We start from the raw sequence: 26,894 nt of genomic DNA on the forward strand, positions 1-26,894 counted from the left end.
TTAACCCGCAAGCCTGCCCAGCAACGTTTCCGTTGCCTTAAACCTCTGTTCCGAAGTTTCCATTGCGTCAATGTACTTTAAGATGCTGCTGCCTTCCAGCCTGAACTGCTGAGGGCTTGACTGGATAAGGTTAATAATCAGCATAGGATCGACATTGGGCTGCTCTTCAAACTCGACCCTTGCTTCTTTGCTGCTGGCATCCAGTTTCTTGATGCCCAGCTTCTGGGCACAGAGTTTTAACTTCATCTGACGGAACAGGTTTTTGGCCGGGTCGGGCAAGAGGCCAAACCGGTCAATCAGCTCAACCTGAAGGTTCTTTAACTTTTCCTCATTATCAGCGGCGGCAATTCTCTTATAGAGAATCAAGCGGCTATGGACATCGTGAATATAGTCTTCAGGCAACAGGGCCGGAAGCCGTAAGTTCACTTCTGTGCCATGGTTCAAGGGCTGATCCGGATTGGGCGTTTCGCCGTTGCGGATGGCGTTAACGGCACGCTCAAGCATCTCGGTGTAGAGCGTAAAGCCAACACTCTGTATCTGGCCGCTCTGGCCTTCACCCAGCAGTTCACCCGCACCCCTGATCTCCAGGTCGTTCGAGGCCAGCATAAACCCGGCACCAAGGGTTTGTGCTTCCGATATGGCTTCAAGACGTTTCGCGGCATCAGCCGTCATCGATTTCGGTGTCGGTGTTAACAGATAAGCGTAGGCCTGGTGGTGTGAGCGACCAACCCTGCCTCTAAGCTGATGCAGTTGGGCCAGGCCAAACTTGTCAGCCCTGTTGATGATGATGGTATTGGCATTAGGGATATCGATGCCGGTTTCAATAATGGTTGTGCATACCAGAACGTTGTAGCGCTTGTGGTAAAAATCGGACATCACCTGTTCAAGCTGACGCTCACGCATCTGGCCATGACCGGTGATGACCCGTGCTTCAGGAATCAGTTCCTGAAGGTCGCTGGCTACTTTTTCAATGGATTCCACCTGGTTGTGAAGATAGTACACCTGCCCGCCACGCAGCAGCTCCCTGAGGATCGCTTCTTTCACCAGGGGTTGATCATATTGCCGGACAAAGGTTTTAACCGAGAGTCGCCGTGCCGGTGGTGTCGCGATAATGGACAGGTCGCGAATACCGGACATGGCCATATTGAGCGTTCTTGGAATGGGCGTTGCGGTCAGGGTCAGGATATCAACCTCGGACCTCAATGACTTGAGCTTTTCCTTGTGTCGGACCCCAAAGCGGTGTTCTTCATCAATAATGAGCAGGCCAAGATCTTTAAAGGTCAGGTCGCCCTGGAGAATTTTGTGGGTACCAATAATGATATCCAGTTTGCCCTCAGTGAGCCGCTCTTTTACCTGATCCACGGCTTTTTGTGACTTGAAGCGTGAAATAACATCAATTTCTACGGGCCATTCCGCAAATCGATCGCGGAAACTTTCGTAGTGCTGTTGCGCCAGCAGCGTTGTGGGAACCAGAATGGCCACCTGTTTACCGCTATGGGCCGCAAGGAAAGCGGCCCGCATGGCAACTTCTGTTTTACCAAAGCCCACATCACCACAGACCAGGCGGTCCATGGGTTTTGGTGCGCACATATCACCAATAACGGCGGCAATGGTCTGTTGCTGATCGGGCGTTTCTTCAAACGGAAAGGCGGCAGCGAAAGCCAGATAGTTCTGCTCCGGCTCAGTGAAAGGAAACCCTTTTCGTGCTTCTCTGCGGGCATAAATATCCAGCAGTTCAACGGCCACGTCCCTGGCTTTTTCGGCGGCCTTACGCCGCACCTTGCTCCATTGCTCACTGCCCAGCCGGTGCAGCGGGGCAAGTTCATCATCGGCACCAGTGTATCGGGAAATCAGGTGGAGAGAAGCAACAGGTACATAGAGTTTGGCTTCGTTGGCATATTCCAGGGTCAGAAACTCCGTGGTCTGGCCATCCACTGCCAGTGTTTCCAGCCCTCTGTATCTGCCAACCCCATGGTCAATATGAACCACGGGGGCTCCGATTCTTAACTCGGTCAGGTTGCGAATCACCTGGTCGGCACTGTGTTCGTCTTCTGTCTTCCGCCGTCTGGTCTGTTGTACTCTCTGGCCGAGCAAAAGCGCTTCCGGGATAACAGCAATTTGTTCTTCCGGTAGATACAGTCCGTTGTCCAGTAGCCCGGTACTGACCGCCAGAGCGGGCTTTTCTTTGAGAAATGCGGACCAGCCATCACACAGGTCAGGCGTTATATTATTCTGGCTCAGCAGCTCCAGGAGTACTTCCCGCCGTCCGGCACTTTCGGCGACCAGCAGGACATGATGAATGCGATTTATAAAGGTTTTGAGGTGAGCCAGTGGTTGCTCAAGCCGGGCATTAATGGTCAGTTCCGGCAATTCCTCGCGATTTAAATTAAATCGACCGGCCCTGGGTGCAACAGGCTGCTCAAACAGTGTGACTCTGGGGAAGTCGTTCAGTCTGCTGTATAGCTCCTCCGAGGGCATCAGAACCCGGGATGGCGGAAGTATTGGCCTTTGCGGATCAACACGGCGGTTGTCGTAACGTGCATGAACATCCGAATAAAAATGATCCAGCGATGAACCCACGGTGTCGTAGATCAGTATTCGGGTGTTTTGTGGCATGTAGTCGAAAAGCGTTGACGTCTCCTCAAAGAAGAGAGGCAGGTAGTATTCAATGCCCGGGCTGGCAATACCTTTGTTGATATCCTGGTAAATCGGGCATTCACGATAGTTAACGTCAAAGGTTTCCTGAAAATTACTGCGAAATAACGCTATCCCTTGCCTATCCAGGGGGAACTCATGCCCCGGTAGCAGTTGTATCTCCTCAACCGTTTCAATGGAGCGTTGCGTTTCAGGATCAAACGTTCTCAGTGACTCTATCTCGTCATCAAACAGGTCGACCCGATAGGGCGTGTCAGCCCCCATGGGAAAAATATCAACAATCGAGCCACGGATAGCGAACTCGCCATGTTCCATCACTGAGTCCACACAGCGGTATCCGGCCTGTTCAAACTGGCCCCGGCGTTCATCAATGATAAACCGGGTGCCCGGTTGCAACGACAGGCAGCTGCCCAGCAGATAGTTCTTCGGACACAGGCGGTGCAACAGCGTCGTCACGGGCACAATCAGAATTTTTTTTCGGCCACGGTTGTCGGTCAGGGGAAGGTGGTAGAGCGTTGACAGTCGCTGGGAAATAATATCCTGATGGGGTGAAAAGGTATCGTAGGGCAGTATTTCCCAGTCCGGCATTTGCTGAACATGGATGTTGGCTTCTTCAGCAAGGAAGAAGGCCAGCTCTTCTTCCAGCCGGTTTGCTGATGAACTGTCCGGCGTAATAATCATCAGCGGCTGGTTGTCCGATACCGCAGCACAGGAAATGGTCAAGGCAGGCCCGGCTTTCGCGAGATTTCCCCACTGAAGCTTGTCGCCGGGGTGGGTTGGCAGAGGAATAGTGTGTTGAAACATGAAAATCCTGAAGGCTCTCCTGATTTACCCCAAATACAGATATAAGTAGTTAACCAAATGAAATCATATATTTCTGACTAAGTTGTCAGTCACTCTGCGGCGTTGCAACTCCGGTCACATAGCTACGGCTATGCTCCCTACGTTGCGCCTTGCATAGCAACTGCCCACTTAGCCAGAAATATACGATTCCATTTGGCCAACTACTTAAGTGGTGGATTGTAGCGGTTGTGATCCTGTTCTCCCAGTATTGCCAGCGGGAAATGGTGGAATAAGGAGGAAAATCAAAGGCAGAAAGATTGGCGGTGTTAATGTTTGATAATCTTTGTTGCCTCGAACACCATCAACAAGGATAATACCAACAGAACATAAGTCCCAAATAAGGGATTGTATTTAAAACAGAAATAATAAACGGGAATTTATCGTGGTAGCAGATCGTTTTCAGGACTGGAAAGAGCGTGAAGCACTGGCTGAGTCAATGATCCCTCTGATCGGCAAGCTGTATAGAAATCACCATGTTGTCACGTCTGTGTTTGGGCATCCCGTCATTAACCGCTCCGTAATCAGCTTGCTGAAAGCGCACAAGTTTGTTCGACAGATTGAGGACAATGGTCTCTCTGTCCGTGAGACTTACCCTGTGCTGGAAATTCTGGCAGGCCTTGATCTGGGGCCATCCCGTATTGATATTGGCAAGCTGGCCGTTGGCTACCGGGCGGAAGCAGCAGGCCTGTCACTGGAAGAGTACGTTACCGGTCAAGTAGCGTCAGTGACTAATGGCCATAAACAGACCCTGGGCCCGGGTCAGGATGTCGTATTGTATGGCTTTGGCCGGATTGGCCGTTTGATGGCCAGAATCCTCATTGAGCGCGCGGGCAGTGGCTCTGGTATTAACCTGAGGGCCGTGGTTGTCAGGCCCGGCGGTGCAGGCAATGATCTTCAGAAGCGGGCAAGCCTGTTGCGTCGCGACTCGGTTCATGGCTCTTTCCAGGGCACTATATCTGTTGATGAAGAGAATAAGGTTATCTATGCCAACGGTGTGGCCATTCAGGTCATTTATTCCAGCAGCCCGGATTCCATCGATTACACCCGGTATGGCATTAACAATGCCGTGATTGTCGACAACACCGGTAAATGGCGTGATAAAGAGGGATTGAGCCTGCATTTGCAATCAAAGGGAGTATCCAGGGTCCTGCTGACAGCACCGGGAAAAGGGGATATCAAGAATATTGTTTATGGGGTAAATCATAACGATATTGAGCCGGAAGATCAGATTCTTTCCGCCGCCTCCTGTACCACTAACGCGATCACACCGGTGCTGAAGGCCATTAATGATGAGTTTGGTGTTGAACACGGTCATGTAGAGACGGTTCACTCTTACACCAATGACCAGAATCTGATTGATAATTACCACAAGGGTGAGCGTCGTGGACGCAGCGCTGCACTGAATATGGTCATTACCGAAACCGGGGCAGCGAAAGCCGTTGCCAAGGCGTTGCCTGAACTTGAAGGTAAGTTGACGGGGAATGCTATTCGGGTGCCGACCCCGAATGTTTCCCTGGCCATCCTTAACCTGTCCCTGGACAAGGCCACCACCGTTGAAGAGCTTAATCGCTTTATCAGGGAGACCTCACTGTATTCCAGCCTTCAGAAACAGGTGGATTACGTCACCTCTGTTGAAGCAGTTTCCAGTGATTTTGTGGGTAGCCGTCGAGCTGGCGTTGTGGATGGGCAAGCCACTATTGTTGACGGCAAACGCTGTGTGCTTTATGTCTGGTATGACAATGAGTTCGGTTACAGCTGTCAGGTCAACCGGATACTTCAGTTTATGTCTGGTGCGATGTACCCGTCGGTTCCATAAAACACTCGTTTGTCAGTAGTGATGAACACTTCACAGAGTGACTGATTAGTGGTTCGGCTAATCAGTCACTCTGTAGATCCTGCCTTTTTCATATCTTATCCCGATTTACCATTACGACCTGCGAACATTGATATGGGTCAACAATGAGTGAGATTGGTCGTCCTCTAAATTGTAACCATTCTCATTTGCGTATATATTCAGATCAATTGACATTTTGTCAGGCAGCAACCATTCCACACTAAAACCCCGACAAAAAAACAGGTTCTGGCCCTGGCAGATGATTTAGGTGCAAATATCTGGGTCATTTTTGCGAGTTATTACCTGCTTTGCAGAAAAAACGCGTACAAAACTGACTTTATGATGCCTGTGGAGAAGATGTACATGAAGGTGACATTGGGTGAACTGAAAACCGGTGAATGTGGCCGGGTAACCGCTTTTGCGGATGCTGGCAGTGCTTACCGGCGGAAATTGCTGGCAATGGGCCTGACGCCCGGAACCCGGTTCACGGTTTGTCGTGTTGCGCCATTGGGGGACCCAATCCAGTTGGAAGTCAGGGGTTTCCAATTATCGATTCGAAAGGATGAAGCCGCTGTTGTAGAGGTTTCCAGAGCATGAAAAAACACGTTGTTGCAATTGTCGGAAATCCTAACTGTGGTAAAACAACGCTGTTTAACGCGCTGACCGGTGCCCGGCAGCGGGTTGGCAACTGGCCAGGAGTTACTGTGGAAAAACGCAGTGGTTTTTATACCTTTGCTGATAACGCCATAGAAGTGGTTGATCTGCCCGGAACCTACTGTCTTGATGTGGTTGACAGTGACGTTTCTCTTGATGAAAAGGTGGCGCGGGATTATATCCTGAAGCGAGAAGCGGATTTAATTATCAATATTCTTGATGCTTCAAATATTGAAAGAAATTTGTACCTGACCACTCAATTGCTGGATATGGGTGCTCCGGTCATCGTTGTGCTCAATATGATGGACGTTGCCAGGGAAAAGGGCATGGACATTGATATTGACAAGCTGGCTGAGGAACTCGGCTGTCCGGTGCTGCCCCTGGTTGCCAGCAAGTCAGGCAATATTAAAGCCTTTTTACAAAATATTAATGATTTTCTGAATAATGGTATTTCCGTAGCCCCGCCATTGAACCTTGGTGAACAGCTGGAACAGGCCATTGCCGTTATTGAATCGACCCTTGAAGCGTCTGTGAACCTTGATAGTCCTCTGTCCCGACGCTGGTATGCCCTGAAGTTACTGGAAGGTGACACTGTGCCTCTGCCGGAACTGACCTGGCAGGTGGTCAATGAGGCTACCCGGCAGCGTCATATCATTGAGGCTGCCCTTGAGGAAGATCTGGACATAATTCTGGCCAGTCGACGTTACGATGTGGTTGGTCAGCTTATGGAGTCAGTGATTCGTGAGCGGGGCGTGGTCAGTCACCGGCTGAGTGAATCCATTGATCGTGTGGTATTGAACCGGGTGCTTGGGTTCCCCATTTTCCTGGGTGTCATGTATCTGATGTTCATGTTCACCATTAACTTCGGCAGTGCCTTTATCGACTTTTTCGATATCTTTACCGGGACTCTGCTGGTGGACGGACTGGGCCACTGGCTGAACTCGGTTGGTGCTCCCGCCTGGGCAGTGACGTTACTGGCGGACGGTGTGGGTGGTGGTATCCAGACTGTATCGACATTTATCCCGGTGATTGCTTTCCTGTTTCTGTTTCTTTCCATACTGGAAGACTCGGGATACATGGCCAGGGCTGCTTTTGTCATTGACCGACTCATGCGCTTTCTGGGGCTTCCGGGCAAAGCCTTTGTTCCCATGCTGGTGGGCTTTGGCTGCAACGTGCCTGCGATTATGGCAGCACGGACACTGGACAATGAAAAGGACCGGCTATTGACCATCTCCATGGCTCCCTTTATGTCCTGCGGTGCCCGATTGCCGGTGTACGCGCTGTTTGCCGCTGCCTTTTTCCCGGAGTCCGGCCAGAATGTGGTGTTTATTTTGTATCTGGTGGGTATCCTGGCGGCAATATTTACCGGGTTGATTCTCAAGCAGAGCATCCTTAGTGGCGACAGTTCGCCGTTTATTATGGAGTTGCCCAATTACCATTTGCCATCGGTGACTCAGGTCATGTTACGCACCTGGGATCGTCTCAAGGCTTTTATCCTGCGTGCAGGCAAAGCGATTGTGATGGTGGTGGTCGTGCTGAACACCCTGAATGCTATTGGTACCGATGGCTCTTTCGGTCACCAGAACACTCAGAGCTCCATGCTCAGCAAGATTGGCCAAACCATTACCCCGATATTTTCCCCCATGGGCATGACGGAAGAAAACTGGCCAGCGGCTGTGGGACTGTTTACAGGTATTCTGGCGAAAGAAGCCGTTGTGGGTACGCTTGACTCAATGTACGGTGCTATTGCCGCGTCTGAAAACGCTGACACCGAGAGTGAAACGACGTTTGACCTGTTGGCAGGCTTGCAGGAAGCCGTTGCCACTATTCCAGCCAATCTGAGTGGTTTAAGTGGCACACTGGCAGATCCTCTGGGTGTCGAAGTTGGCGATCTGACCGATCTGGAGGCGGTTGCTGAAGAGCAGGCAGTCAAAGTCAGCACATTCTCTGTTATGGCTGGCCTGTTCCCCAGTCATGCTGCAGTCATTGCCTACTTATTGATGATCCTTCTTTATACTCCCTGCGTAGCAGCATTGGGTGCTATTTACCGGGAAACCACCCTGGGCTGGACGCTGTTCATTTCCGGATGGACTTTCTTCCTTGGCTATGCCGTTGCCACTATTTATTACCAGTTGTCGCTGGTATCTGTGCAGCCTGGCGAAACGCTGCTTTGGGTGGTATCGATCATGCTGATGATGTTTATTGTGGTTACCTTGATGAAACGCATGGGAGCCTCAGTACTGCAAGGGCGGATGGATGTCAGCCCGCAATGACATCGTAAACGCAAAGCGTGGCCAAAAGCACCCTCAGTGCTTTTGGCCATTAACCGGAACCTGACAGGCGCTGACCATGCTGATCAAAATCCGCGATTATTTGAAACAGCAGAAAGTGTGCTCTCTGGCTGACCTCAGTGTGAAATTCAATACCACACCTGAGGCCATGAGAGGGATGCTCTCACACTGGCTAAGGAAAGGTCAGTTGAGCTGTGAACAGCCGGGTTGCTTTGTGGCCTGCAAAAAGGGGTGTGTTTCCTGTGACCCTGCCGAGTTGGAGATCTATCGCTGGCAGGGAAAGTCTCAACATATTCCATTGAGTCTTATCGGCTGACGGACTTTCACAGCATATTTGCTGTTCCTGCGTAAACAATCTCTGTACCCCTGAGCTCCTTTACCATTACATCATCATGATATAGTTGGCGTTTTTTACATAACGCTGGTCTGCTTCTTCGCCATTTTAATAGTCAAACAGATGTTTAATTATTATCACCCCGTAAAATGATGGAACTTTCGAAACAAACGATAGTCCAATAAAAATAAAATCCACAGATTTTCAGTTTTCTGAAAAGTTTCTTATGGAGTAGGAGATAGACTATGAATATTGACGCTATACACGGAGCTCCTCGGGGGAATCAATTTGTTCCACCAGTTGTAATGAAAGGGCGTGCATTTGGAATGACAGTTGCTGAGCAGCTTAGAGAATCCCTTGATTTACAAAATATAGATGAGGGTGAGCTTGATTCTATTCTTTTTGAAGGATCTGTGAAATCAGATACTGCTGATGAAGGTTTTGTTCTGGTGGCAGGAAAAGATACGCTTCTGAGGCTGCAGGGTAAAAACCCTGAAGTGTTTGCTGGATTATACAATGCCAGCCCCGTTCCTGAACCATCAGAAAGTGTCTTTTCAAGAGTATGTACCCTTGTAACTGATATTATTTCTGCCTATCTGAACACAGGACAAAGTTAATTGATTAAGTCCCCGGCTTTTAAGGTTAAGTGGGCTGAACTTGATAAAGAAAAACAGGTGTCTGGTAAAGATCGTTGGCCTTAAGCGTCTTTACCGGCACTCTGCCTGATAAACTGAAGGTGTGGGTAAGTAACCAGCAACCAGGTGGCATTTGAGGAATCAATTCTCTTTCAACACGTTCCATCGCTCCGGGATACAAATAGCAAACAACAAGGCCGACGTTACCAGGGGCTGCCTGGAAGAAATCCGCTCTTATAACATCGATCCCGTACCTTGCCTCAGTAAACAGGGCTGGAACCGGAGAACGTTCCCAGGCCTCAATTTTTTTGTCAGGGTATTTTTCTCTTAAAATGGGAATCAGGTGTCCCCAGCCACAACCAAGTTCCATAACATGACCGGACACGTCATCTGGAAGGATATCTCTGATCGCCGCCCTGACTTTTCGCGAGGTGGGAGTAGGGCCAATGCCCAGGCGCAGGGTCCAGAAGAGAACAGAGCCGGTGATCAGACCGGCTGCCACCAGAAACGCGGTGGTCATTATTAATGAGTTCAATTATGCGTTAATCTTCAACACGTTCCCAGGTTTGCGAACGGCCAATCAGCGCGAACCCGATATAACCACGGACTTCCAGTTTACTGCCATCTTCCAGCACTTTCATGTTAGCGCTGTAGACTTTCCCGGATTCAGGATCGACGATTTTTCCATCATCATATTTGCTGCCTTGCTTTTTCATGCCCCAGAGTATGGTCATGCCCTGAACTTTCTGATCCTTGAGCTCGCCCTGGCACTGGTCACAAATGCTGTCCTGTTTGGCAGGGTCAAGAATCTGTGTCACTTTGCCAGACAGTTTGCCATTCTCCTCGAAGATTGTGACATAACTTTTTGCTTTACCCGTGCTGTCATCAATGGTTTTCCATAGCCCCAGGGGCGAAGCCGCCAGGCTGAACGAGGACAGGCAGAGGGACAACAATCCAGCGCCCAGGGCGCGTTTTCTCGGGAACATGCGAGGGAGTCTCCAAAACCCCGGAATTTTCCGGCGTTTATTGTAATCATTCCATTGTGGTGTCATTCAGGTAGAACAGTTTGCCCCGGACACTTCTGCGAAATTCAGAAGGCGTGAGCTGGTAGCGACGTTTGAACAATCTGGAAAAATAATCAGCGTCGGCATATCCCACCTGCAGGGCAATTTCGGCAATGCCCAGGTTGGTATTCTTTAATAGATCGCTGGCCTGATCAAGCCTGATTTTGCGGACATACTCCATTGGCGGGGAACCGGTGGCCTGTTGAAAGCGACGATTCAGTGTCCGGGCATTCAAGCCCGACAGTCTGCCAAGGGCAGCCAGAGAGATTTCACTGGCGAAGTGATGGTGGATAAAGTCCTGCAGGGAGACGATCACTTCATCCTGGTGGGTTGTGGCATGATCTTCAGCAAAATAAGTGTCTTTGAAGGGCTTTCTGATTTCATGGGAAAACTGCTGTTCAACCTTTTGGGCGATGGACTCGCCAAACGCTACGCCAATCATGTGCACCATCAGGTCAGCGACCGAATTGACACTGCCAGCGCAATAAATACGACCTGCCCGGGTGATCAGGTGATTGGGTTTGAACTCAATATCCGGGAAAAAACGTTGCAGTTTTTCCATGTAAAACCAGTGGGTTGTGGCTGGTTTTTGATCCAGAAGCCCGGTTTCTGCCATAAACGCCACCCCGGTACCAGCTGCGGCAAATACGGCACCGGCATCGTGTTGGTGTTTTAACCATGCAATGATTTCCGGGTGTTTCCTGACCACCGGAATCGGGTTGCGCCAGAGCGCAGGAACCAGAATCAGATCACCATAGCCACTCTGTTTAAAGGTTCTGTCCGGTGTCAGTCTCAGGCCGCCAGTGGTGGTGATGGGGGCGGGCGTACTGGCACAGAAATGAACTTCAATACTTTTTTTATTGGCTGACAGTCGGGTGTAGGTCATTGCCGCTTCCAGCATCTCAAGGGGTAATGTCACACTGGTACTGATCATATGCTCCACCATAGGGATCAGTACCCGGTTTAACTGGATTGGGGGGGATTGTTGGAACATTGGCGTAAAACTGCTCAGTGATGTGTCTTTTTTGTCCGTATTCGTGTCTTTTTCATCCAGTTAAGTTTATCACGAAATCATTAAACTAGTGCCAACTTCATTTAATTCTTAATTTGCATTCATAACAACCTGATCGCTACTCAGAGTGGCGCATCATTCAGTTGTTATACAGGAGTGTGGTTTGTCCAGATTACCCGTTATTGTTGCTCAAGGTGGGGTCAGCCCAGCTGGAAGAACCTCTGGTTTTCATGGCTACCGTCGTTTGGTGCTGGAATGCCTGAGTGACCGGTCGCAGCACGAAACCCTTGCTGCGCTTCGCACGCTGAGAAATCTGCCACAAGACAGCAGTCGGGAAGATATTCTGTCGGGAACATTGATTCGCCGGCTGGAAAACAACCTGTTTAATCCGCAAGCCATTCCTTTTCATCAGGCCATTCAGGCGGAGTCCGGATCGGAAATTATTCTGAAGGGCCGTCGTTTACCCAATCCACTGCCGGATGGCTGGCAGTTAGAAAAACTGGAAGATGGCCAGATCAAGGTGAAAATCGAAGTCGGCCAGCCGTTAATGATTCCTTCCATCCGTGAATCACTGGTCAATGCCGCGGGTCAGCTGCCCAGCGGGTTTGCCCCGGAAAAGCTGTACCAGTCCCGGAACCACCCCAGGTCACTGACAATGACGGTGTTCGGTGCATCCGATGCGATTTATTCTTCCGGTATGGACTGGCCTGCGGTCAAGCAGAAGCTAAGCCCTGAACAGGTTGCGGTCTATTCCGGCAGTGCCATGAGCCAGCTGGATTTTAACGGCAATGGCGGTTTGCTTCAGTCCCGTTTGCTGGGAAAGCGGGTCACTTCCAAACAGTGTCCACTGGGTTTTGCCGAGATGTCGGCGGATTTTATCAATGCCTATATCCTTGGTTCTCTGGGTGGCACGGGTACCAGTATGGGAGCCTGTGCTACCATGCTTTACAATCTGGAGCAGGCTGCTGCTGACATTCGCAGTGGCCGTCGTCGTCTGGTGATTGTGGGCAACAGTGAAGCGCCAATTACCCCGGAAGTCATGGAAGGTTATTCCACTATGGGGGCTTTGACCACGGATGCAGCACTGCGGAAACTCGATGGTCTGTCGGATTCTGACCATCCGGACTGGCGCAGAGCCTGTCGCCCATTTGCCGACAATGCCGGTTTCACCATTGCCGAATCCAGCCAGTTTCTGGTGTTGATGGATGACGAACTGGCCCTTGAGTGTGGCGCACAGATCCTGGGATCGGTGGCGGATGTCTTTATTAATGCGGATGGTTTCAAGAAGTCTATTTCTGCCCCGGGAGCCGGTAATCATTTGACCGTGGCCCGGGCTGCCGCCCTGGGCAGGGCCATTGCTGGCGAAGACGCCCTTCGTTACCGGAGTTTTGTTCAGGCCCATGGCACAGGAACGCCACAGAACCGGGTGACCGAGTCACAGATTCTCAGTGAAACCGCAAAAGTGTTTGGTATGGAAAGCTGGCCGGTGGCTGCGGTTAAAAGTTACCTTGGTCATTCCATCGGCGCAGCGGGTGGTGATCAGATTATGGCGACACTCGGCGTCTGGAAGCATGGATTTATTCCCGGTATCAGAACGATCAATGGCCTGGCTGAAGACGTTTATTCGGAAAAACTCAATATTCTGCTGAATCACCTGGAAACCGGGGCTGATCAGATGGATCTTGCCCTGATTAATGCCAAGGGTTTTGGTGGCAACAATGCCACAGCCCTGCTGCTCAGCCCGGAAATAACCCGAAAAATGCTGAAAGCCCGCCATGGCGATAAGGCCATGACGCAGTGGCAACAGAAAAATGAGACAGTCACCCAGCAGCAGGATGACTATGAACAGCGCTGCCAGAGCGGTGAAGCAAACCCCATTTATCAGTTTGGTGAGGGTGTGCTGGACGGTTCTGACCTGACGTTTACGGAAAAACAGGTAAATGTTCCGGGCTATGGAAAGGCGCTAGATCTGGAGATGGAAAACCCGTTCTGGCAGTTTAATCGATAACATCCTGGGGGCTGCCCTCAGTGATTCGCTCATTTCTGTGAAGTTGCGAGACAACGCAATCTATTCGTTTTAAAGTGCTTGCAAACCTATCAATTCAGTGGCGTACAGGTGAGCCATTATGTTTAAGCACTTATTACTGATTTTGCTGATGTCCGGGTTCGTGATCACCCGGGCCTCAGGTGAATCTTTACCGGGCAGATTTAACGTTGAGCAACCACAGTCAACGGTAGTGACGCTCTACAGTGATAAAGCCCTGGTCAGCCAGAGGTTCGATACCCGACCCGATGGGCTGGGCAGTCTGAAGATTGTCGGTCTGCCGATCAACCGGCTTGATGGCAGTCTTAATCTTGAATACGTCGATGGTGATACTGTTTACCGGCCTGATGACGTTTTCTGGCATCAGGGCGGCCTGGGTCGCGATAATTACTACCGGAATCTGCTTGGCAAAAACGTTGAACTGTTTGGTGGCGGCCTCAACGTTGCCATTCAGGGAAAACTGGTCAGCTACCAGCAGGGAATCGGGCTGGTGGAAGGCAACAATGGCCGTCAGTATTTGATTGATTATCATGATCCCCAGGGGTTGAGGATACTGTCACTGACCGCTTCGGAGATTCAGGGAGAAAATCTCCAGTATGTAAAGGCGGATTTTGGCCAGCAGCCGGTGAGTGGTTCCCTGAAGCTCTCGTATATTACGCCTCAATTAAGCTATGACAGTCATTATCGGTTAACGCTTTTATCCCACAACCAGGGACGTCTGGAATTAAAAACGCTGCTAACTAACAGTGCCAATATCAACTTCGATCAGGCAACCATTCGCCTTGTGGCTGGTGGTGAGGGGGGCGTTGCCGAGTTTTACCAAAAGAACCGGATGCTTAAAGCCTCGGCGATGGCAGATACCGTTGACTACGGGGAACGTGTCGGTGAAGTGTTGCTGACCACCTTACCAAAGGACACCGTTCTTCCCGCCAATAGCAGACAGCTGATGGATCTTTTCTCAGAACCACTGCATCTTGAAAAGCTGTATACCCTTGACGTATATGGCCGCTCCACCGGTGGCAGAACGGCCACGGTTGAACGACCCAGGCTGACCTGGAAATTTGCGGCCCCCCTGGATCTCCCACCTGCACAGGTTCGTCTGTATGAACAGGATCCGGAGGGTGGCTATATCATCAGTGGTCACTCATGGTTACCCAAAACCACGGCAGGAGACAGTGCCTGGTTGACCATGGGAGAAGCGTTGGCCGTTCGTGTTGAGCGTAACCGTCTTGATCTTGAACAGAAGAGTGATAAAGAGCTGGTGGTAAAATGGCAGGCAACGGTCTCTAATGACCAGCAAGACAGTATTACGCTGTTGTTAAGAGAGCGTGACAGCAACCTGATAAAGTTCGACAGTGTCAGGGGAGCCACGCTGGAAAAGCCGGATCAGCTTCGTGTTGAGGTGGCTGCCGGTACCCGCAAAACCATACATTATACGACTAAATACCGTCGTTGATGACAGGAGGTTGGTTTGCGCTATTCATCCATTGTTGTTCTGACCGGTGCGGGTATCTCCGCCGAGTCTGGAATCAGAACATTCCGGGCCAGTGACGGGCTCTGGGAGAATCATCCTGTTGACGATGTGGCAACCCCTGAAGGCTACGCCCGAAACCCCGCACTGGTACAACGCTTTTACAACGACCGAAGGCGGCAGCTGAACTCAGTCAAACCAAACCGTGCTCACCAGGTACTTGCCGCGTTTGAACGTCATTTCTCCGGAAGTTTTCTTCTGGTGACGCAAAATGTTGATGATCTCCATGAGCGGGCAGGGAGCAACCGGCTGATTCACATGCATGGTGAATTATTGAAAGTTCACTGCCAGGAGACAGGGCAGGTTTTTTATTGGGATCAGGATGTTACCGTCGACACTCCCTGTGAATGCTGCGGTGTTGCCGGTAATCTTCGTCCACATATTGTCTGGTTTGGTGAGATGCCTTTACGGATGGATGAGATTTATCAGGCACTGTCCGTCTGTGATCTCTTTGTTTCCATTGGTACGTCAGGAAACGTCTATCCCGCTGCCGGGTTCTTTCAGGAGGCTGCTGCTGCAGGAGCAAAGACGGTTGAATTGAACCTTGAGCCGGGTAATCACGCCTCTTTGTTTGATGAACAGTATTACGGGGCGGCTACCGAAGTGGTTGACCGTTTCTTCAGTTCGCTGTTGTGATATGGGTTTGGGAAACTTAATGCAGAAAAATTGGTCTGATGCAGAAATATATTTCTGCTTGAGAACCAGAAAATGTTACCTGACAATGTTGCTAATCTCTCTCTTGCTGAACTATCGACATATCGTCATAGTCAGGATCCTGGGCTTGTGCAAGAACAAGTCCGTAAGGCGCAAGAAGCGCTTGCCTTTTTTAAATATCAAAGAGTTCTGGAAGCTGAAGATGTAGATACTCTTAAAACTTATATAATAAATTCAGGTGAGTCTGAAATAACCGGAACTGAATCACTGCAAGAATTATCAGCAAGAGTAATCAGAAGGGCATTACTTGATGTGTCAATGATTTCAATCGACGCCAAGAGCCTGGGGCTTCCTGTTTCATGTCATCGACAAATACAACCGAGCTTATTATCTGGTCATCATGGTAAGTTAGTTGATGATAAATTAAAAAGTCTATTACGTCTGTTTAGACCATTTCATAAAGAACCAGGCATAAATTTATCTTATATTGAATTCCTATTTTATATTCGTTCACTTAGTCGGGAAATCTATGAAGATGATCCTATTGAGAATTTTTTCAGGGAGGTTGTATTTATGGGCCATACGGAAGCAGCAAAATGGGCGTTGAAGGCAGGTGGGCCGAAAGTTGAGAAAATAATTCCGGAAGTCCGCAGTGAAGCTGCTAAGTCAGCGGATTTTACTGTCGCACAGACGCTGTTAAAGCTAGGCATCAGCACGTTTACTCAAGAGGAAAAAGATCACTGTCTGAGACGTTCGATGGCTGTGGAGACTCCTGCTGAGAATATCAAAGCCTGGATTGAATTCGGTGGCCGAATAGACGACAAGTTTCTGGATGATAAGTTAAGGTACGCTGCAGAAAATAATCTTTTCCAGGTTGGGGAATACGATAAGGTATTGGCGCGGTTTTATCCTGAGGACAAACTTAACCAAAATTTAATGGCGGCAGTATCTGACGAGGATCTGACCCAGGCAAAACAATGGCAGCTGTTGGGAGGGAAAGCAGCCACATCAGAAATTGAAGAGCGTATTGAACACCATTACAAGAACAATCCATTACGGATACTGTCGTACAGGTGTTAATGGTTGTGCTACCTGTAAGTTGTATATCTGAGCTCGGCGGCACTCTTAGGGAAAACATTAAGCGCTTACTCCCAGCTTCGGGAGGTTGAAGACGAAGCCACGAAGAACACAAAGAAGAGATTTTCTTTTCCTTCGTGTTCTTTGCCGTGAAAGAAAATTGCCACGGAGGCACAGAGACACGGAGGAGAGAAAAAAGCTTTTCCTCTGTGTCTCCGTGACTCTGTGGCTAAAGCTTCCATGACAGAGGGTGAGAAACCATCGTCATGAAAATTTGTGTACTTCATGTTTCCATGTTTATTTTTTCGGACATTTTGTACAAATTATTAATGAATTCATATGAGAACATACCTTTACTAATACAATAGCGAATCAATGGGGTAATCGGTTTTAAATTTTGACAGAATTTGGTTACGATTGCATAACCATTTTTACATTCATAAGCTGAACTTGGTGTAGCTACATGCATGAGAGGCAACGCATCTTTGCATGATTGAAGCTTTTTCCCGAATAGCTCACCATCAAATGCAAAAGAAATTTTCCTTTCTATCTCATCTGATACAAAATAACCCTTAGGCGTATAAAGTTTTTTTTCCCAGAGATCCCATCTCCAATTATCGGGGTTGTCAGGATTTTTTGAAGCGGTACTGATCCTCGAATCTTGCGGTGCTGACAATGAATAATGCTTTATCAAATAATCACTCAATGGTTGGACAACTTGTTTGGGTGTGCAGCCTAATTCTAAAGCGGCATTTTCAATACCATCATCAGCCGTTTTGATAATTTTTGTTACAAAATCATTAAATTTCCCCTGATCCTCTTCACTTATTGCAGTTGCATAAGAGTTGAAATCTGGTGATTGTGGCAGGCGATAACTTCCTGGTGGGTTCAGCATTGAAAGACCTTCCTCGCTAATTAGAAGTAGATGTTAAGTAGCTAACCATATGAAATCATATATTTCTGACTACTTGTTCAGGCACTCTGCTTCGTTACAACTCCGGTCACATAGCTACGGCTATGCTCCCTCCGTTGTGCCTCGCATAGCACCTGCCCAAGTAGCCAGAAATATATGATTCCATATGGCCAGCTACTTAACATTCGAATGGTGAAGAGTAATGAATCATTCAGAAACTCTTACTGATACACTCTTACCTAATCGGACTGTTTGACACGAAAATCGTTCCCTCTTTAAAAAATTATTTATCCAGCAAGATAGCCCATTGCCTCTTCCAGGCCATTAATGGTCAGCGGGAACATTTTGCCTTCCATCTGCTCATCAATCAGTCGTGTTGATGAGGTATATTGCCAGGCATGTTCCGGGGAGGGGTTCAGCCATGCGACCCGGTCAAAGTGCGCTTTCAGCCGTGACATCCAGACCTGACCGGCCTCTTCATTGAAATGTTCGACACTGCCGCCGGGTGAGGTAATTTCATAGGGAGACATAGCGGCGTCGCCCACAAAAATCACCCGGTAATCCTTGCCGTAGCGGTGAATCACATCCCAGAGGCTGATGCGCTCCTGCTGGCGACGACGGTTATCCTGCCAGACACTTTCATAGAGATAGTTATGGAAGTAATAGAACTCAAGGTGTTTAAACTCGGTTCGGCAGCAGGCAAACAACTCCTCACACAGGCGAACGTAATCGTCCATTGAGCCGCCAATATCCATGAACAGCAGCACTTTCACGGCATTATGGCGTTCAGGCACCATCTTGATATCCAGCATACCCTTGCTGGCGGTTGAGCGGACGGTATCGTCAAGATCCAGCTGGTCTGCTGCCCCCTGGCGGGCAAAGCGGCGTAATCGGCGCAGTGCCATTTTCATATTGCGGCTGCCGAGTTGCTCGTTATCATCCAGGTTTTTAAACTCCCGCTTATCCCAGACTTTGGTGGCTTTACGGTGTCTGGATTGATCCTGACCAATCCGAATGCCGGAAGGGTTATAGCCATAAGCGCCAAACGGTGAGGTTCCGCCGGTGCCAATCCATTTATTACCGCCCTGGTGACGACTTTTCTGTTCCTCCATTCTCTGTCGGAATGTATCGAGTAATTCCTGGAGGTTTTTCATGCCCTGGATGTTTGCCTTGTCATCATCGGACAACTGTCGGATAAACGCCTGCCTTAACCATTCTTCAGGTATCAGTGCTTCCAGTATGTCATCCATGGCGTCAAGGTCGTTGAAAAAAGCCTGGCAGGCTTTATCAAACTTGTCGTAATGCCTTTCATCCTTGACCAGAATGGTTCGCGCTAACTGGTAAAAGCCTTCCTGATCGGCGTAGATCAGTTTTGCATCCAGTGCTGCCAGCAGGTCGAGATATTCCCGGGTGGTGGCAGGTACACCAAATGCCCGGACGGTTGCAAAAAAATTGGTCAGCATGGTGAGTCCTCAGGCCGGTTAACCGCGTCGGCTCATAAAGGCCAGCCGTTCCAGCAGATGGACATCCTGCTCATTTTTCACCAGCGCTCCATGCAGCGGGGGAATGGCACTTCTGGTATCACGGTTTTGAAGAATATCTGCCGGGATATCGTCGGAATTGAGCAGTTTCAGCCAGTCGATCAGCTCGGAAGTCGAGGGCTTCTTCTTGAGACCGGGGATCTCCCTGAGTTCGAAAAATACCTGAAGGGCCTCATCGACCAGTTTTTTCTGCAGGTCAGGAAAGTGTACCCGGACAATTTCCCTCATGGTTTCTGCATCAGGAAAGCTGATGTAATGAAAGAAGCAGCGTCTTAAAAACGCATCGGGCAGCTCTTTCTCGTTGTTACTGGTGATAATGACTATAGGGCGTTGTCGGGCTTTTATCTGTTGTTGGGTCTCGTAAACATTGAACTCCATCTTGTCCAGCTCTTGCAGCAGGTCATTGGGGAATTCAATATCTGCCTTGTCTATCTCATCGATCAGCAAAACCGACTGCTGGTCTGACTCAAAGGCTTCCCAGAGTTTGCCTTTGACAATGTAATTGCTGATATCGTGCACCCGCTCATCACCCAGTTGCGAGTCTCGAAGGCGGGATACCGCATCGTATTCGTAGAGCCCCTGCTGGGCCTTGGTGGTGGATTTGATATGCCATTGCAGCAGCTCTTTGCCCAGGGAACGGGCCACCTGTTCTGCCAGCATGGTCTTGCCGGTGCCGGGTTCCCCTTTAATAAGGAGAGGGCGTTGTAACGTTACGGCAGCATTGACGGCCATTTTCAGGTCATCGGTAGCGATATACTGGTCGGTACTTTCAAAGCTCATAAGGCAGTTATCTTCTTTTTATTCGGAAATACGCAATACAACAGACGTGTTTCTCTTATTTATCGTGCATCAGGTTGTGGGTAAGGGTAACGCAAAAGGGAGGAGGATGGATAGTCATCGGCTGTTGTCAGGGGTGATCTTTTCAGTTGATGAATGCAAACAGTAATACCATCCTGGATGGCAGGTATTGAAAAGTTGGAAGCCCGCCTTCCCAGCAATGTGAAAACGGTTCTTGAGTCATGATGGAAGGGAAGAGGTTATTGGCCTTATTTTCTCTTCTTTTTTCTACTTTTTGGTTTACCTGTTTGCTTTACTGAATGTCCTTCGTTAGTTAAGTCACAGTGATCTTGCCATCCTTTATCGGCAGTAACATATCGCTCACCTGCCCCCCGCGTTTGAGTAAGTGATACAGAGCCATGCTGCTGTGCCAGGATGTCTACCCTGATCTTTATTTGATCAATACATCGTTTTATTGAGTCCGGGCTCCCAAGCTGGGTAACCGGGATTTCAATGACCTCAAATCCTGCTTTTTGCAGCAGTGCGATTTTCAGCAGAGTCGAACCATTCCTGGTTTTGAAATCACCACCCACGTAATGAGACGGCCCCTGAACTTCAATTACAACGTTGTGATCTGGCAGAAGCAGGTCAACCGGAGGTAATGAGTTCAGACTCTTTTCTTCTTCAATCTTCAAAGATGGAATAGATGATTGGAGTCGATCGCGGAATTGGGCTTGGGTTTTTGAAATGGCTGTCTGGTAATGGCGAACGACCGGACTCGCTCTGCCAAGCCAACTGGCGGCCATGATCATGATGGATTGATCATCTTCATTATCTGGCGATGTATTTTCCAGGCGAGTCAACAGGTCATCCATGTGATTTTCAAACACGTTATTTTTATTAGCATTGGAGTCTAGAACCAACCTGGCACAGCATACCATGACTCCCCAGAGAGACATCGATATATCTTGTTGAGGGAATTGAGGGTTTTCACTGATTCTGTACACAAGAGATTCGAACGTAGAAGCAACCACGTTCAACTCAACGAGCTCACCCAGTTTCGCCATGGCCCACAGCAGGTTGGCGATATGCTGAGGAATAAATTGGTCTTTCTGTGCGTTCACGAGAGGCAACAGCGCGGCCACGGCCTCTTTGAACTCTGGTGTCTGCTCTTGCCCGTTGTCCACCAGTTTCGCCATGGCCCACAGCAGGTTGGCAATGGCCTGGGCATTAAGTTGGTTTTTCTGTGCGTTCACGAGGGGCAAAAGGACGGCCACGGCCTCGTTGAGCCCTGGTGTCCACTCCAGCCCGTGGTCCACCAGTTTCGCCATGGCCCACAGCAGGTTGGGGATAGCCCGGGCTTTAAATTGGTCTTTTTGTACGTTCACGCGGTGGAAAAGTGCAGCTACCGTCTTGTTGAACGCAGGTGTCCACTCGTGCCCGTTGTCCACCAGTTTCGCCATGGCCCACAGCAGTTTGGCAATGGCCTGGGCATTAAGTTGGTTTTTCTGTGCGTTCACGAGGGGCAACAGGGCGGCCACGGCCTCGTTGAACGCCTGTGTCTGCTCCTGCCCGTGGTCCACCAGTTTCGCCATGGCCCACAGCAGGTTGGCGATATGCTGAGGAATAAATTGGTCTTTCTGTGCGTTCACGAGGGGCAGCAGGGCGGCTACGGCCTCGTTGAGCCCGGGTGTCTGCTTCTGCTCGTTGTCCACCAGTTTCGCCATGGCCCACAGCAGGTTGGCAATGGCCTGGGCATTAAGTTGGTTTTTCTGTGCGTTCATGTGGGGCAGCAGGGCGGCCACGGCCTCGTTGAATCCCTGTGTCCGCTCCAGCCCGTTGTCCACCAGTTTCGCCATGGCCCACAACAGGTTGGCGATTCCCTGGGCATTAAGTTGATTTTTCTGTGCGTTCACGAGGGGCAACAGAGCGGCCACGGCCGCTTTGAACTCTGGTGTCCACTCCTGCCTGTTGTCCACCAGTTTCGTAATGGCCCACAGCAGGTTGGCAATGGCCTGGGCATTAAGTTGGTTTTTCTGTGCGTTCACGAGGGGCAACAAGGCGACCACAGCCTCGTTGAGCCCCTGTGTCTGCGTCTGCCCGTGGTCCACCAGTTTCGCCATGGCCCACAGCAGGTTGGCGATATGCTGAGGAATAAATTGGTCTTTCTGTGCGTTCACGAGGGGCAACAGGGCGGCCACGGCCTCGTTGAGCCCCCGTGTCCGCTCCAGCCCGTTGTCCACCAGTTTCGCCATGGCCCACAGCAGGTTGACAATGGCCTGGGCATTAAGTTGGTTTTTCTGTGCGTTCACGATGGGCAAAAGGGCGGCCACGGCCTCGTTGAGCCCTGGTGCCCGCTCCAGCCCGTTGTCCACCAGTTTCGCCATGGCCCACAGCAGGTTGGCAATGGCCTGGGCATTAAGTTGGTTTTTCTGTGCGTTCACGAAGGGCAAAAGGGCGGCCACGGCCTCGTTGAGCCCTGGTGTCTGCTCCTGTCCGTTGTCCACCAGTTTCGCCATGGCCCACAGCAGGTTGGCAATGCCCTGGGCCTTAAATTGGTCTTTCTGTGCGTTCACGTGTGGCAACAGCGCGGCCACGGCCTCGTTGAACTCTGATGTCCGCTCAAGCCCGTTGTCCACCAGTTTCGCCATCGCCCAAAGCAGGTTGGCGATACCCCGGGCATCAATATTCCTGGCTTCAGTTTTTTGGCTGCAGTTAAATATTATTGCATCAATCAGCGTTGACAATAAGTGAGCTTGAGTAAGCTTAACACGCTCATCCATGGGTTTATGAAAGGCAAAAACACCCGCTGAAGTAAAAGAATGAAGTGTTGTCGTCAGGCTTCGCCAGTTCCAGCTCCGCTTTGCTGTGAAATTTTGCAGCAAACGTATTAGCTGGCTTTGTTCCGCTCGATTTAACGGTCTTTCAGCAGCTGACGTGTATTTTTTAATTAAACTGGCATATTGACCGTGATGTCTCCCATCATAGCGATGACCGAAGTAATCCGATTTACTCAACAGATCATCCATTATTTCCTGTTTGATGAGGGCATTAAAATCTTGAGCAGGGTTTACTGAACGGCACTGTAGATGTTGAAAGGAGCGTGTGCCAGAAGAATGGTAAAATTCATTGCGACCCGGTGCAGTGCGGGGGGAAATATCCCATGGTCTGACTGTGGCATGCCTATATCGTCCACGCCCTGAAGAAGAGGCATGGTTATTCGGCTGGTTGTAATTATTAACTGATCTTGTGTATTTACCACTGATACCAGCAGAACTTCTATCCATAATTATATTTCATCAATTCATGAAAATATAAAAAGCAGACTGCGGTTCTGTTCAGAAGTTCATTTTGCTGAACTGTCTATAAACACATGTGGCTGGAGAAGAACATCTACTCTGAATTGTGAGAACGGTTCCTGAGTCACGATGGCAGGGAGGCGATTACTGGCTGTTTGTTCTCTTCTTTATTTGATCAATAAATGGTTTCATTAAATCCTGGTTCAAAAGCCTGTTAACCGGGATTTCAATGACCTCAAATCCTGATTTTTGCAGCAGTGCGATTTTCAGCAGAGTCGAACCCTTCCTGGTTGTGAAATCACCACCCACGTAATGAGACGGTCCCTGAACTTCAATCACCATGTTGTGATCTGGCAGTAACAGGTCAACCGGAGGCAATGAGTTCAAACTCTTTTCTTCTTCAATCTTCAAAGAGGGCATACATGATTGGAGTTGATTGCGGAAGTCGGCCTGGGTTTTTGAAATGGCTGTCTGGTAATGGCGGACGACCAGACACGCTCTGCCAAGCCAACTTGAGGCCATGATCATGTTGGATCGATCCTCTTCATTATCTGGTGAGGTATTTTCCAGGCGCGTCAACAGGTCATCCATGTGCTTTTCAAGCACATTACTTTTATTGGTTTTGGAGACCAGAGCCAACCTGGCACAGCATACCATGACTCCCCATAGAGACATCGATATCTCTTCCTGAGAAAACTGAAGGTTCTTACTGATTCGATAGACAAGCGATTCGCACGTAGAGGTAGCCACATTCAGCTCAATGAGTTCACCCAGTTTGGCCGTGGACCACAGCAGGTTGGCAATACCCTGGGCATTAAATTGGTCTTCCTGTGCTTTCACCCGGTGCAACAGCGCGGCCACGGCCTCGTAGAGCCCTGGTGTTTGCTCCTGCCCGTTATCCACCAGTTTTGCCATGGCCCATAGCATGTTGGCGATTTCCTGTGGGTTAAAGTTAGCTTTTTGTTCGATCACGCAGGTCAACAGCGCAGCCATGGATTTGTTGAACTCTGGTGTCTGCTCGTACCTGTTGTCTACCAGTTTCGCCATGGCCCACAGCATGTTGGCGATATCCTGTGGTTTAAAGTTAGCTTTCTGTATTTTCACGTGGGGCAATAGCGTGGTCACGGCCTTGTTCAGCCCGGGTGTCTGCTGCTGCATATTTTCCACCAGTTTCGCCATGGCCCACAGCTGGTTGGCGATATCCCGGGCATTGAATTGGTCTTTTTTTGCGTTCACGCAGGGCAACAGTGCGGCTACGGCCTCGTTGAACTCTGGTGTCTGCTCCTGCCCATTGTCCACCAGTTTCGCCATGACCCACAGCAGGTTGGCAACATGCTGGGCAATAAATTGGTCTTTTTGTGCGTTCACATGGGGCAACAGGGCGGTCACGGCCTCGTTGAGTTCTGGTGTCCGCTCCTGCGTAATGTCCACCAGTTTCGCCATGGCCCACAACAGGTTGGCGATACCCTTTGGTTTAAAGTTAGCTTTCTGTACGTTCACGAGGGGTAACAGGGCGGCCACGGCCTCGTTGAGCCCTGGTGTCTGCTGCTGCGTATTTTCCACCAGTTTCACCATGGCCCACAGCAGGTTGGCGACAGCCTGAGGAATAAATTGATCTTTCTGTGCGTTCACGAGGGGCAACAGGGCGGCCACGGCCTTTTTGAACTCTGGTGTCTGCTCCTGCCCATTGTCCACCAGTTTCGCCATGGCCCACAGCATGTTGGCGATATGCTGAGGAATTAATTGGTCTTTCTGTGCGCTCACGAGAGGCAACAGGGCTGCCACGGCCTCGTTGAGCCCCGGTGTCTGCCGCTGCGTATTTTCCACCAGTTTCGCCATGGCCCACAGCAGGTTGGTGATAGCCTGAGGAATAAATTGGTCTTTCTGTGCGTTCACGAGGGGCAACAGGGCGGCCACGGCCTCTTTGAACCCCGGTGTCTGCTCCAGCCCGTTGTCCACCAGTTTCGCCAAGGCCCACAGCAGGTTGGCAATGCCCTGGGCATTAAGTCGGTTTTTCTGTGCGTCCAGGAGGGGCAGCAGGGCGGCCACGGCCTCTTTGAGCCCTGGTGTCGGCTCCAGTTCGTTGTCCACCAGTTTCGCCATGGCCCACAGCAGGTTGGCAATGCACTGGGCATTAAGTTGATTTTTCTGTGCGTTCACGAGGGGCAACAGGGCAGCTAAGGCCTCTTTGAGCCCTGGTAACTGCTCCAGTTCGTTGTCCACCAGTTTCGCCATGGCCCACAGCAGGTTGGCAATGGCCTGGGCCCAAAATTGGTCTTTCTGTGCCTTCACGTGGGGCAACAGGGCAGCTAAGGCCTCTTTGAGCCCTGGTGTCGGCTCCAGCCCGTTGTCCACCAGCTTCGCCATGGCCCACAGCAGGTTGGCAATGCCCTGGGCCTTAAATTGGTCTTTCTGTGCGTTCACATGGGGCAGCAGCGCGACAACGGCCTCGTTGAACTCTGGTGTCCGTTCCTGCCCGTTGTCCAACATTTTTGCCATTGCCCACAGCAGGTTGGCAATACCCTGGGCATCAATATCCCTGGCTTGAGGTGTTTGGTTGCAGTGAAATATTATTGCATCAAATAGTGTTGACAATAAGTTAGCCTGAGTAAGTTTAACTCGCTCATCCATGGGTTTATGTAGGGTAAAAACACCCGCTGAAGTCAATGAGTGAAGTGTTGTCGTCAGGCTTCGCCAATTCCAGCTCCGTGTTGCGGTAAAATTTTGCAGCAAACGTATCAGCTGGCTTTGTTCCGCTCGATTTAACGGTCTTTCAGCAGCTGACGTGTATTTTTTAATTAAACTGGCATATTGCCCGTGATTTCTCCCATCATAGCGATGACCGAAATGATTCGATTTACTCACCAGATCATCCATTATTTCCTGTTTAATGAGGGCATTAAAATCTTGTGCAGGGTTTACTGAACGGCACTGTAGATTTTGAGAAGAGCGTGTGCCAGAAGAGTGGTAAAATTTATTGCGCCCCGGGGCATTGCGGGGGGGAATATCCCATGGTCTGACTGTGGCATGTCTATATCGCCCACGCCCTGAAGAAGGGGCATGGTTATTCGGCTGGTTGTAATTATTAACTGATCTTGTGTATTTACCACTGATACCAGCAGATCTTCTATCCATAATTATATTTCATTAATTCATGAGAATATAAAAAGCAGACTGCGGTTCTGTTCAGAAGTTCATTTTGCTGAACGGTTTATAAACGCAAGTGGTTGGAGGAGAACATCTACTCTGAATTGTAAAAACGGTTCCTGAGTCATGATGACAGGGAGACGATTACTGGCTGTTTGTTCTCTTCTTTACTTGATCAATAAATGGTTTCATTAAATCCTGGTTACAAAGCTGGTTAACCGGGATTTCAATGACTTCAAACCCTGCTTTTTGCAACAGTGCGATTTTCAGCAGAGTCGAACCTTTCCTGGTTTTGAAATCACCATTCACGTAATGAAACGGCCCCTGAACTTCAATAATAATGTTGTGATCTGGCAGTAACAGGTCAACCGGAGGTAATGAGTTCAAACTCTTTTCTTCTTCAATCTTCAAAGAGGGCATACAGGATTGGAGTTGATTGCGGAAGTCGGATTGACGTTTTGAAACGATTGTCTGGTAATGGGGCTTGAACGGACACGCTCTGCCAAGCCAACTGGCGGCCATGGCAATGGTGGTTTGATCCTCTTCATTATCTGGGAATGTATTTTCCAGGCGAGTCAACAGGATATCC

General features: G+C 49.7%; 19 protein-coding genes. 9 read left to right on the forward strand and 10 right to left on the reverse strand.

What is annotated here, in order from left to right; genetic code table 11:
- Positions 1-3,459 (reverse strand): transcription-repair coupling factor, encoded by a 3,459-nt coding sequence (gene mfd, locus ACO6VE_RS18840; protein WP_422462867.1) that lies wholly within the window; start codon positions 3,457-3,459, stop codon positions 1-3.
- Between the two features lie 421 nt (positions 3,460-3,880).
- Here mfd and ACO6VE_RS18845 point away from each other — a divergent pair, with 421 nt between their 5' ends.
- From ACO6VE_RS18845 to ACO6VE_RS18865, 5 genes are all read left to right on the forward strand, one after another.
- Positions 3,881-5,314 (forward strand): glyceraldehyde-3-phosphate dehydrogenase, encoded by a 1,434-nt coding sequence (locus tag ACO6VE_RS18845; protein ID WP_422447992.1) that lies wholly within the window; start codon positions 3,881-3,883, stop codon positions 5,312-5,314.
- A gap of 381 nt (positions 5,315-5,695) precedes the next feature.
- Positions 5,696-5,929: a FeoA family protein gene (locus tag ACO6VE_RS18850; protein ID WP_422462869.1), complete on the forward strand. Its 234-nt coding sequence runs from the start codon at positions 5,696-5,698 to the stop codon at positions 5,927-5,929.
- Positions 5,926-8,259 carry a Fe(2+) transporter permease subunit FeoB gene (gene feoB, locus ACO6VE_RS18855; protein ID WP_422462870.1) on the forward strand — a complete coding sequence of 778 codons (2,334 nt, stop codon included), beginning with the start codon at positions 5,926-5,928 and terminating at the stop codon, positions 8,257-8,259. The genes ACO6VE_RS18850 and feoB overlap by 4 nt, the downstream gene beginning before the upstream one ends.
- Before the next feature lie 76 nt (positions 8,260-8,335).
- On the forward strand, positions 8,336-8,593 hold the full coding sequence (locus ACO6VE_RS18860) for a FeoC-like transcriptional regulator (protein ID WP_101747513.1): 258 nt from the start codon (positions 8,336-8,338) through the stop codon (positions 8,591-8,593).
- A 263-nt stretch (positions 8,594-8,856) separates the two neighbouring features.
- Complete coding sequence (locus ACO6VE_RS18865; protein WP_422462872.1) at positions 8,857-9,228, forward strand: hypothetical protein; 372 nt, start codon at positions 8,857-8,859, stop codon at positions 9,226-9,228.
- A 25-nt stretch (positions 9,229-9,253) separates the two neighbouring features.
- On the opposite strand, the gene ACO6VE_RS18870 is transcribed toward ACO6VE_RS18865, so the two are convergent.
- From ACO6VE_RS18870 to ACO6VE_RS18880, 3 genes are read right to left on the reverse strand one after another with little or no spacing between them, the layout of a single operon-like run.
- Complete coding sequence (locus ACO6VE_RS18870; protein ID WP_422462874.1) at positions 9,254-9,766, reverse strand: hypothetical protein; 513 nt, start codon at positions 9,764-9,766, stop codon at positions 9,254-9,256.
- A gap of 22 nt (positions 9,767-9,788) precedes the next feature.
- Positions 9,789-10,232, reverse strand: a complete 444-nt coding sequence (locus ACO6VE_RS18875) for a DUF2147 domain-containing protein (RefSeq protein WP_422447981.1) — start codon at positions 10,230-10,232, stop codon at positions 9,789-9,791.
- A gap of 46 nt (positions 10,233-10,278) precedes the next feature.
- Entirely contained in the window at positions 10,279-11,304 is a 1,026-nt protein-coding gene (locus ACO6VE_RS18880; protein ID WP_422462876.1) for a GlxA family transcriptional regulator, read from the reverse strand.
- A 181-nt stretch (positions 11,305-11,485) separates the two neighbouring features.
- On the opposite strand from ACO6VE_RS18880, the gene ACO6VE_RS18885 reads away from it, so the two are divergent.
- The 4 genes from ACO6VE_RS18885 (at position 11,486) to ACO6VE_RS18900 (ending at position 16,631) form a co-directional block, all read left to right on the forward strand.
- Complete coding sequence (locus tag ACO6VE_RS18885) at positions 11,486-13,330, forward strand: beta-ketoacyl synthase (protein ID WP_422462878.1); 1,845 nt, start codon at positions 11,486-11,488, stop codon at positions 13,328-13,330.
- Between the two features lie 118 nt (positions 13,331-13,448).
- On the forward strand, positions 13,449-14,822 hold the full coding sequence (locus ACO6VE_RS18890; protein ID WP_422462880.1) for a hypothetical protein: 1,374 nt from the start codon (positions 13,449-13,451) through the stop codon (positions 14,820-14,822).
- Between the two features lie 15 nt (positions 14,823-14,837).
- The gene (cobB, locus tag ACO6VE_RS18895) at positions 14,838-15,533 is read left to right on the forward strand and encodes a Sir2 family NAD+-dependent deacetylase (protein ID WP_422462882.1); all 696 of its coding nucleotides are present in this window, start codon (positions 14,838-14,840) and stop codon (positions 15,531-15,533) included.
- A gap of 72 nt (positions 15,534-15,605) precedes the next feature.
- The gene (locus ACO6VE_RS18900; protein ID WP_422462884.1) at positions 15,606-16,631 is read left to right on the forward strand and encodes a hypothetical protein; all 1,026 of its coding nucleotides are present in this window, start codon (positions 15,606-15,608) and stop codon (positions 16,629-16,631) included.
- A gap of 280 nt (positions 16,632-16,911) precedes the next feature.
- Here the strand turns inward: ACO6VE_RS18900 and ACO6VE_RS18905 are convergent, their stop codons facing one another.
- From ACO6VE_RS18905 to ACO6VE_RS18930, 6 genes are all read right to left on the reverse strand, one after another.
- On the reverse strand, positions 16,912-17,523 hold the full coding sequence (locus tag ACO6VE_RS18905; RefSeq protein ID WP_422447969.1) for a hypothetical protein: 612 nt from the start codon (positions 17,521-17,523) through the stop codon (positions 16,912-16,914).
- 305 nt (positions 17,524-17,828) lie between these two features.
- Positions 17,829-19,004 carry a vWA domain-containing protein gene (locus ACO6VE_RS18910; RefSeq protein ID WP_422447967.1) on the reverse strand — a complete coding sequence of 392 codons (1,176 nt, stop codon included), beginning with the start codon at positions 19,002-19,004 and terminating at the stop codon, positions 17,829-17,831.
- Between the two features lie 18 nt (positions 19,005-19,022).
- A complete protein-coding gene (locus tag ACO6VE_RS18915; RefSeq protein WP_269675925.1) occupies positions 19,023-19,862 on the reverse strand; it encodes an AAA family ATPase in 840 nt (279 codons plus the stop codon).
- 266 nt (positions 19,863-20,128) lie between these two features.
- On the reverse strand, positions 20,129-23,146 hold the full coding sequence (locus ACO6VE_RS18920; RefSeq protein ID WP_422462886.1) for an RAP domain-containing protein: 3,018 nt from the start codon (positions 23,144-23,146) through the stop codon (positions 20,129-20,131).
- Between the two features lie 156 nt (positions 23,147-23,302).
- Positions 23,303-26,293 carry a DUF1601 domain-containing protein gene (locus tag ACO6VE_RS18925; protein WP_422462888.1) on the reverse strand — a complete coding sequence of 997 codons (2,991 nt, stop codon included), beginning with the start codon at positions 26,291-26,293 and terminating at the stop codon, positions 23,303-23,305.
- A 156-nt stretch (positions 26,294-26,449) separates the two neighbouring features.
- On the reverse strand, positions 26,450-26,894 hold a 445-nt coding region (locus ACO6VE_RS18930; protein WP_422462890.1), incomplete at its 5' end, for an RAP domain-containing protein.

The organism is Endozoicomonas sp. ALB115 (assembly GCF_049310245.1).
In the GTDB taxonomy this organism is placed as follows: domain Bacteria; phylum Pseudomonadota; class Gammaproteobacteria; order Pseudomonadales; family Endozoicomonadaceae; genus Endozoicomonas.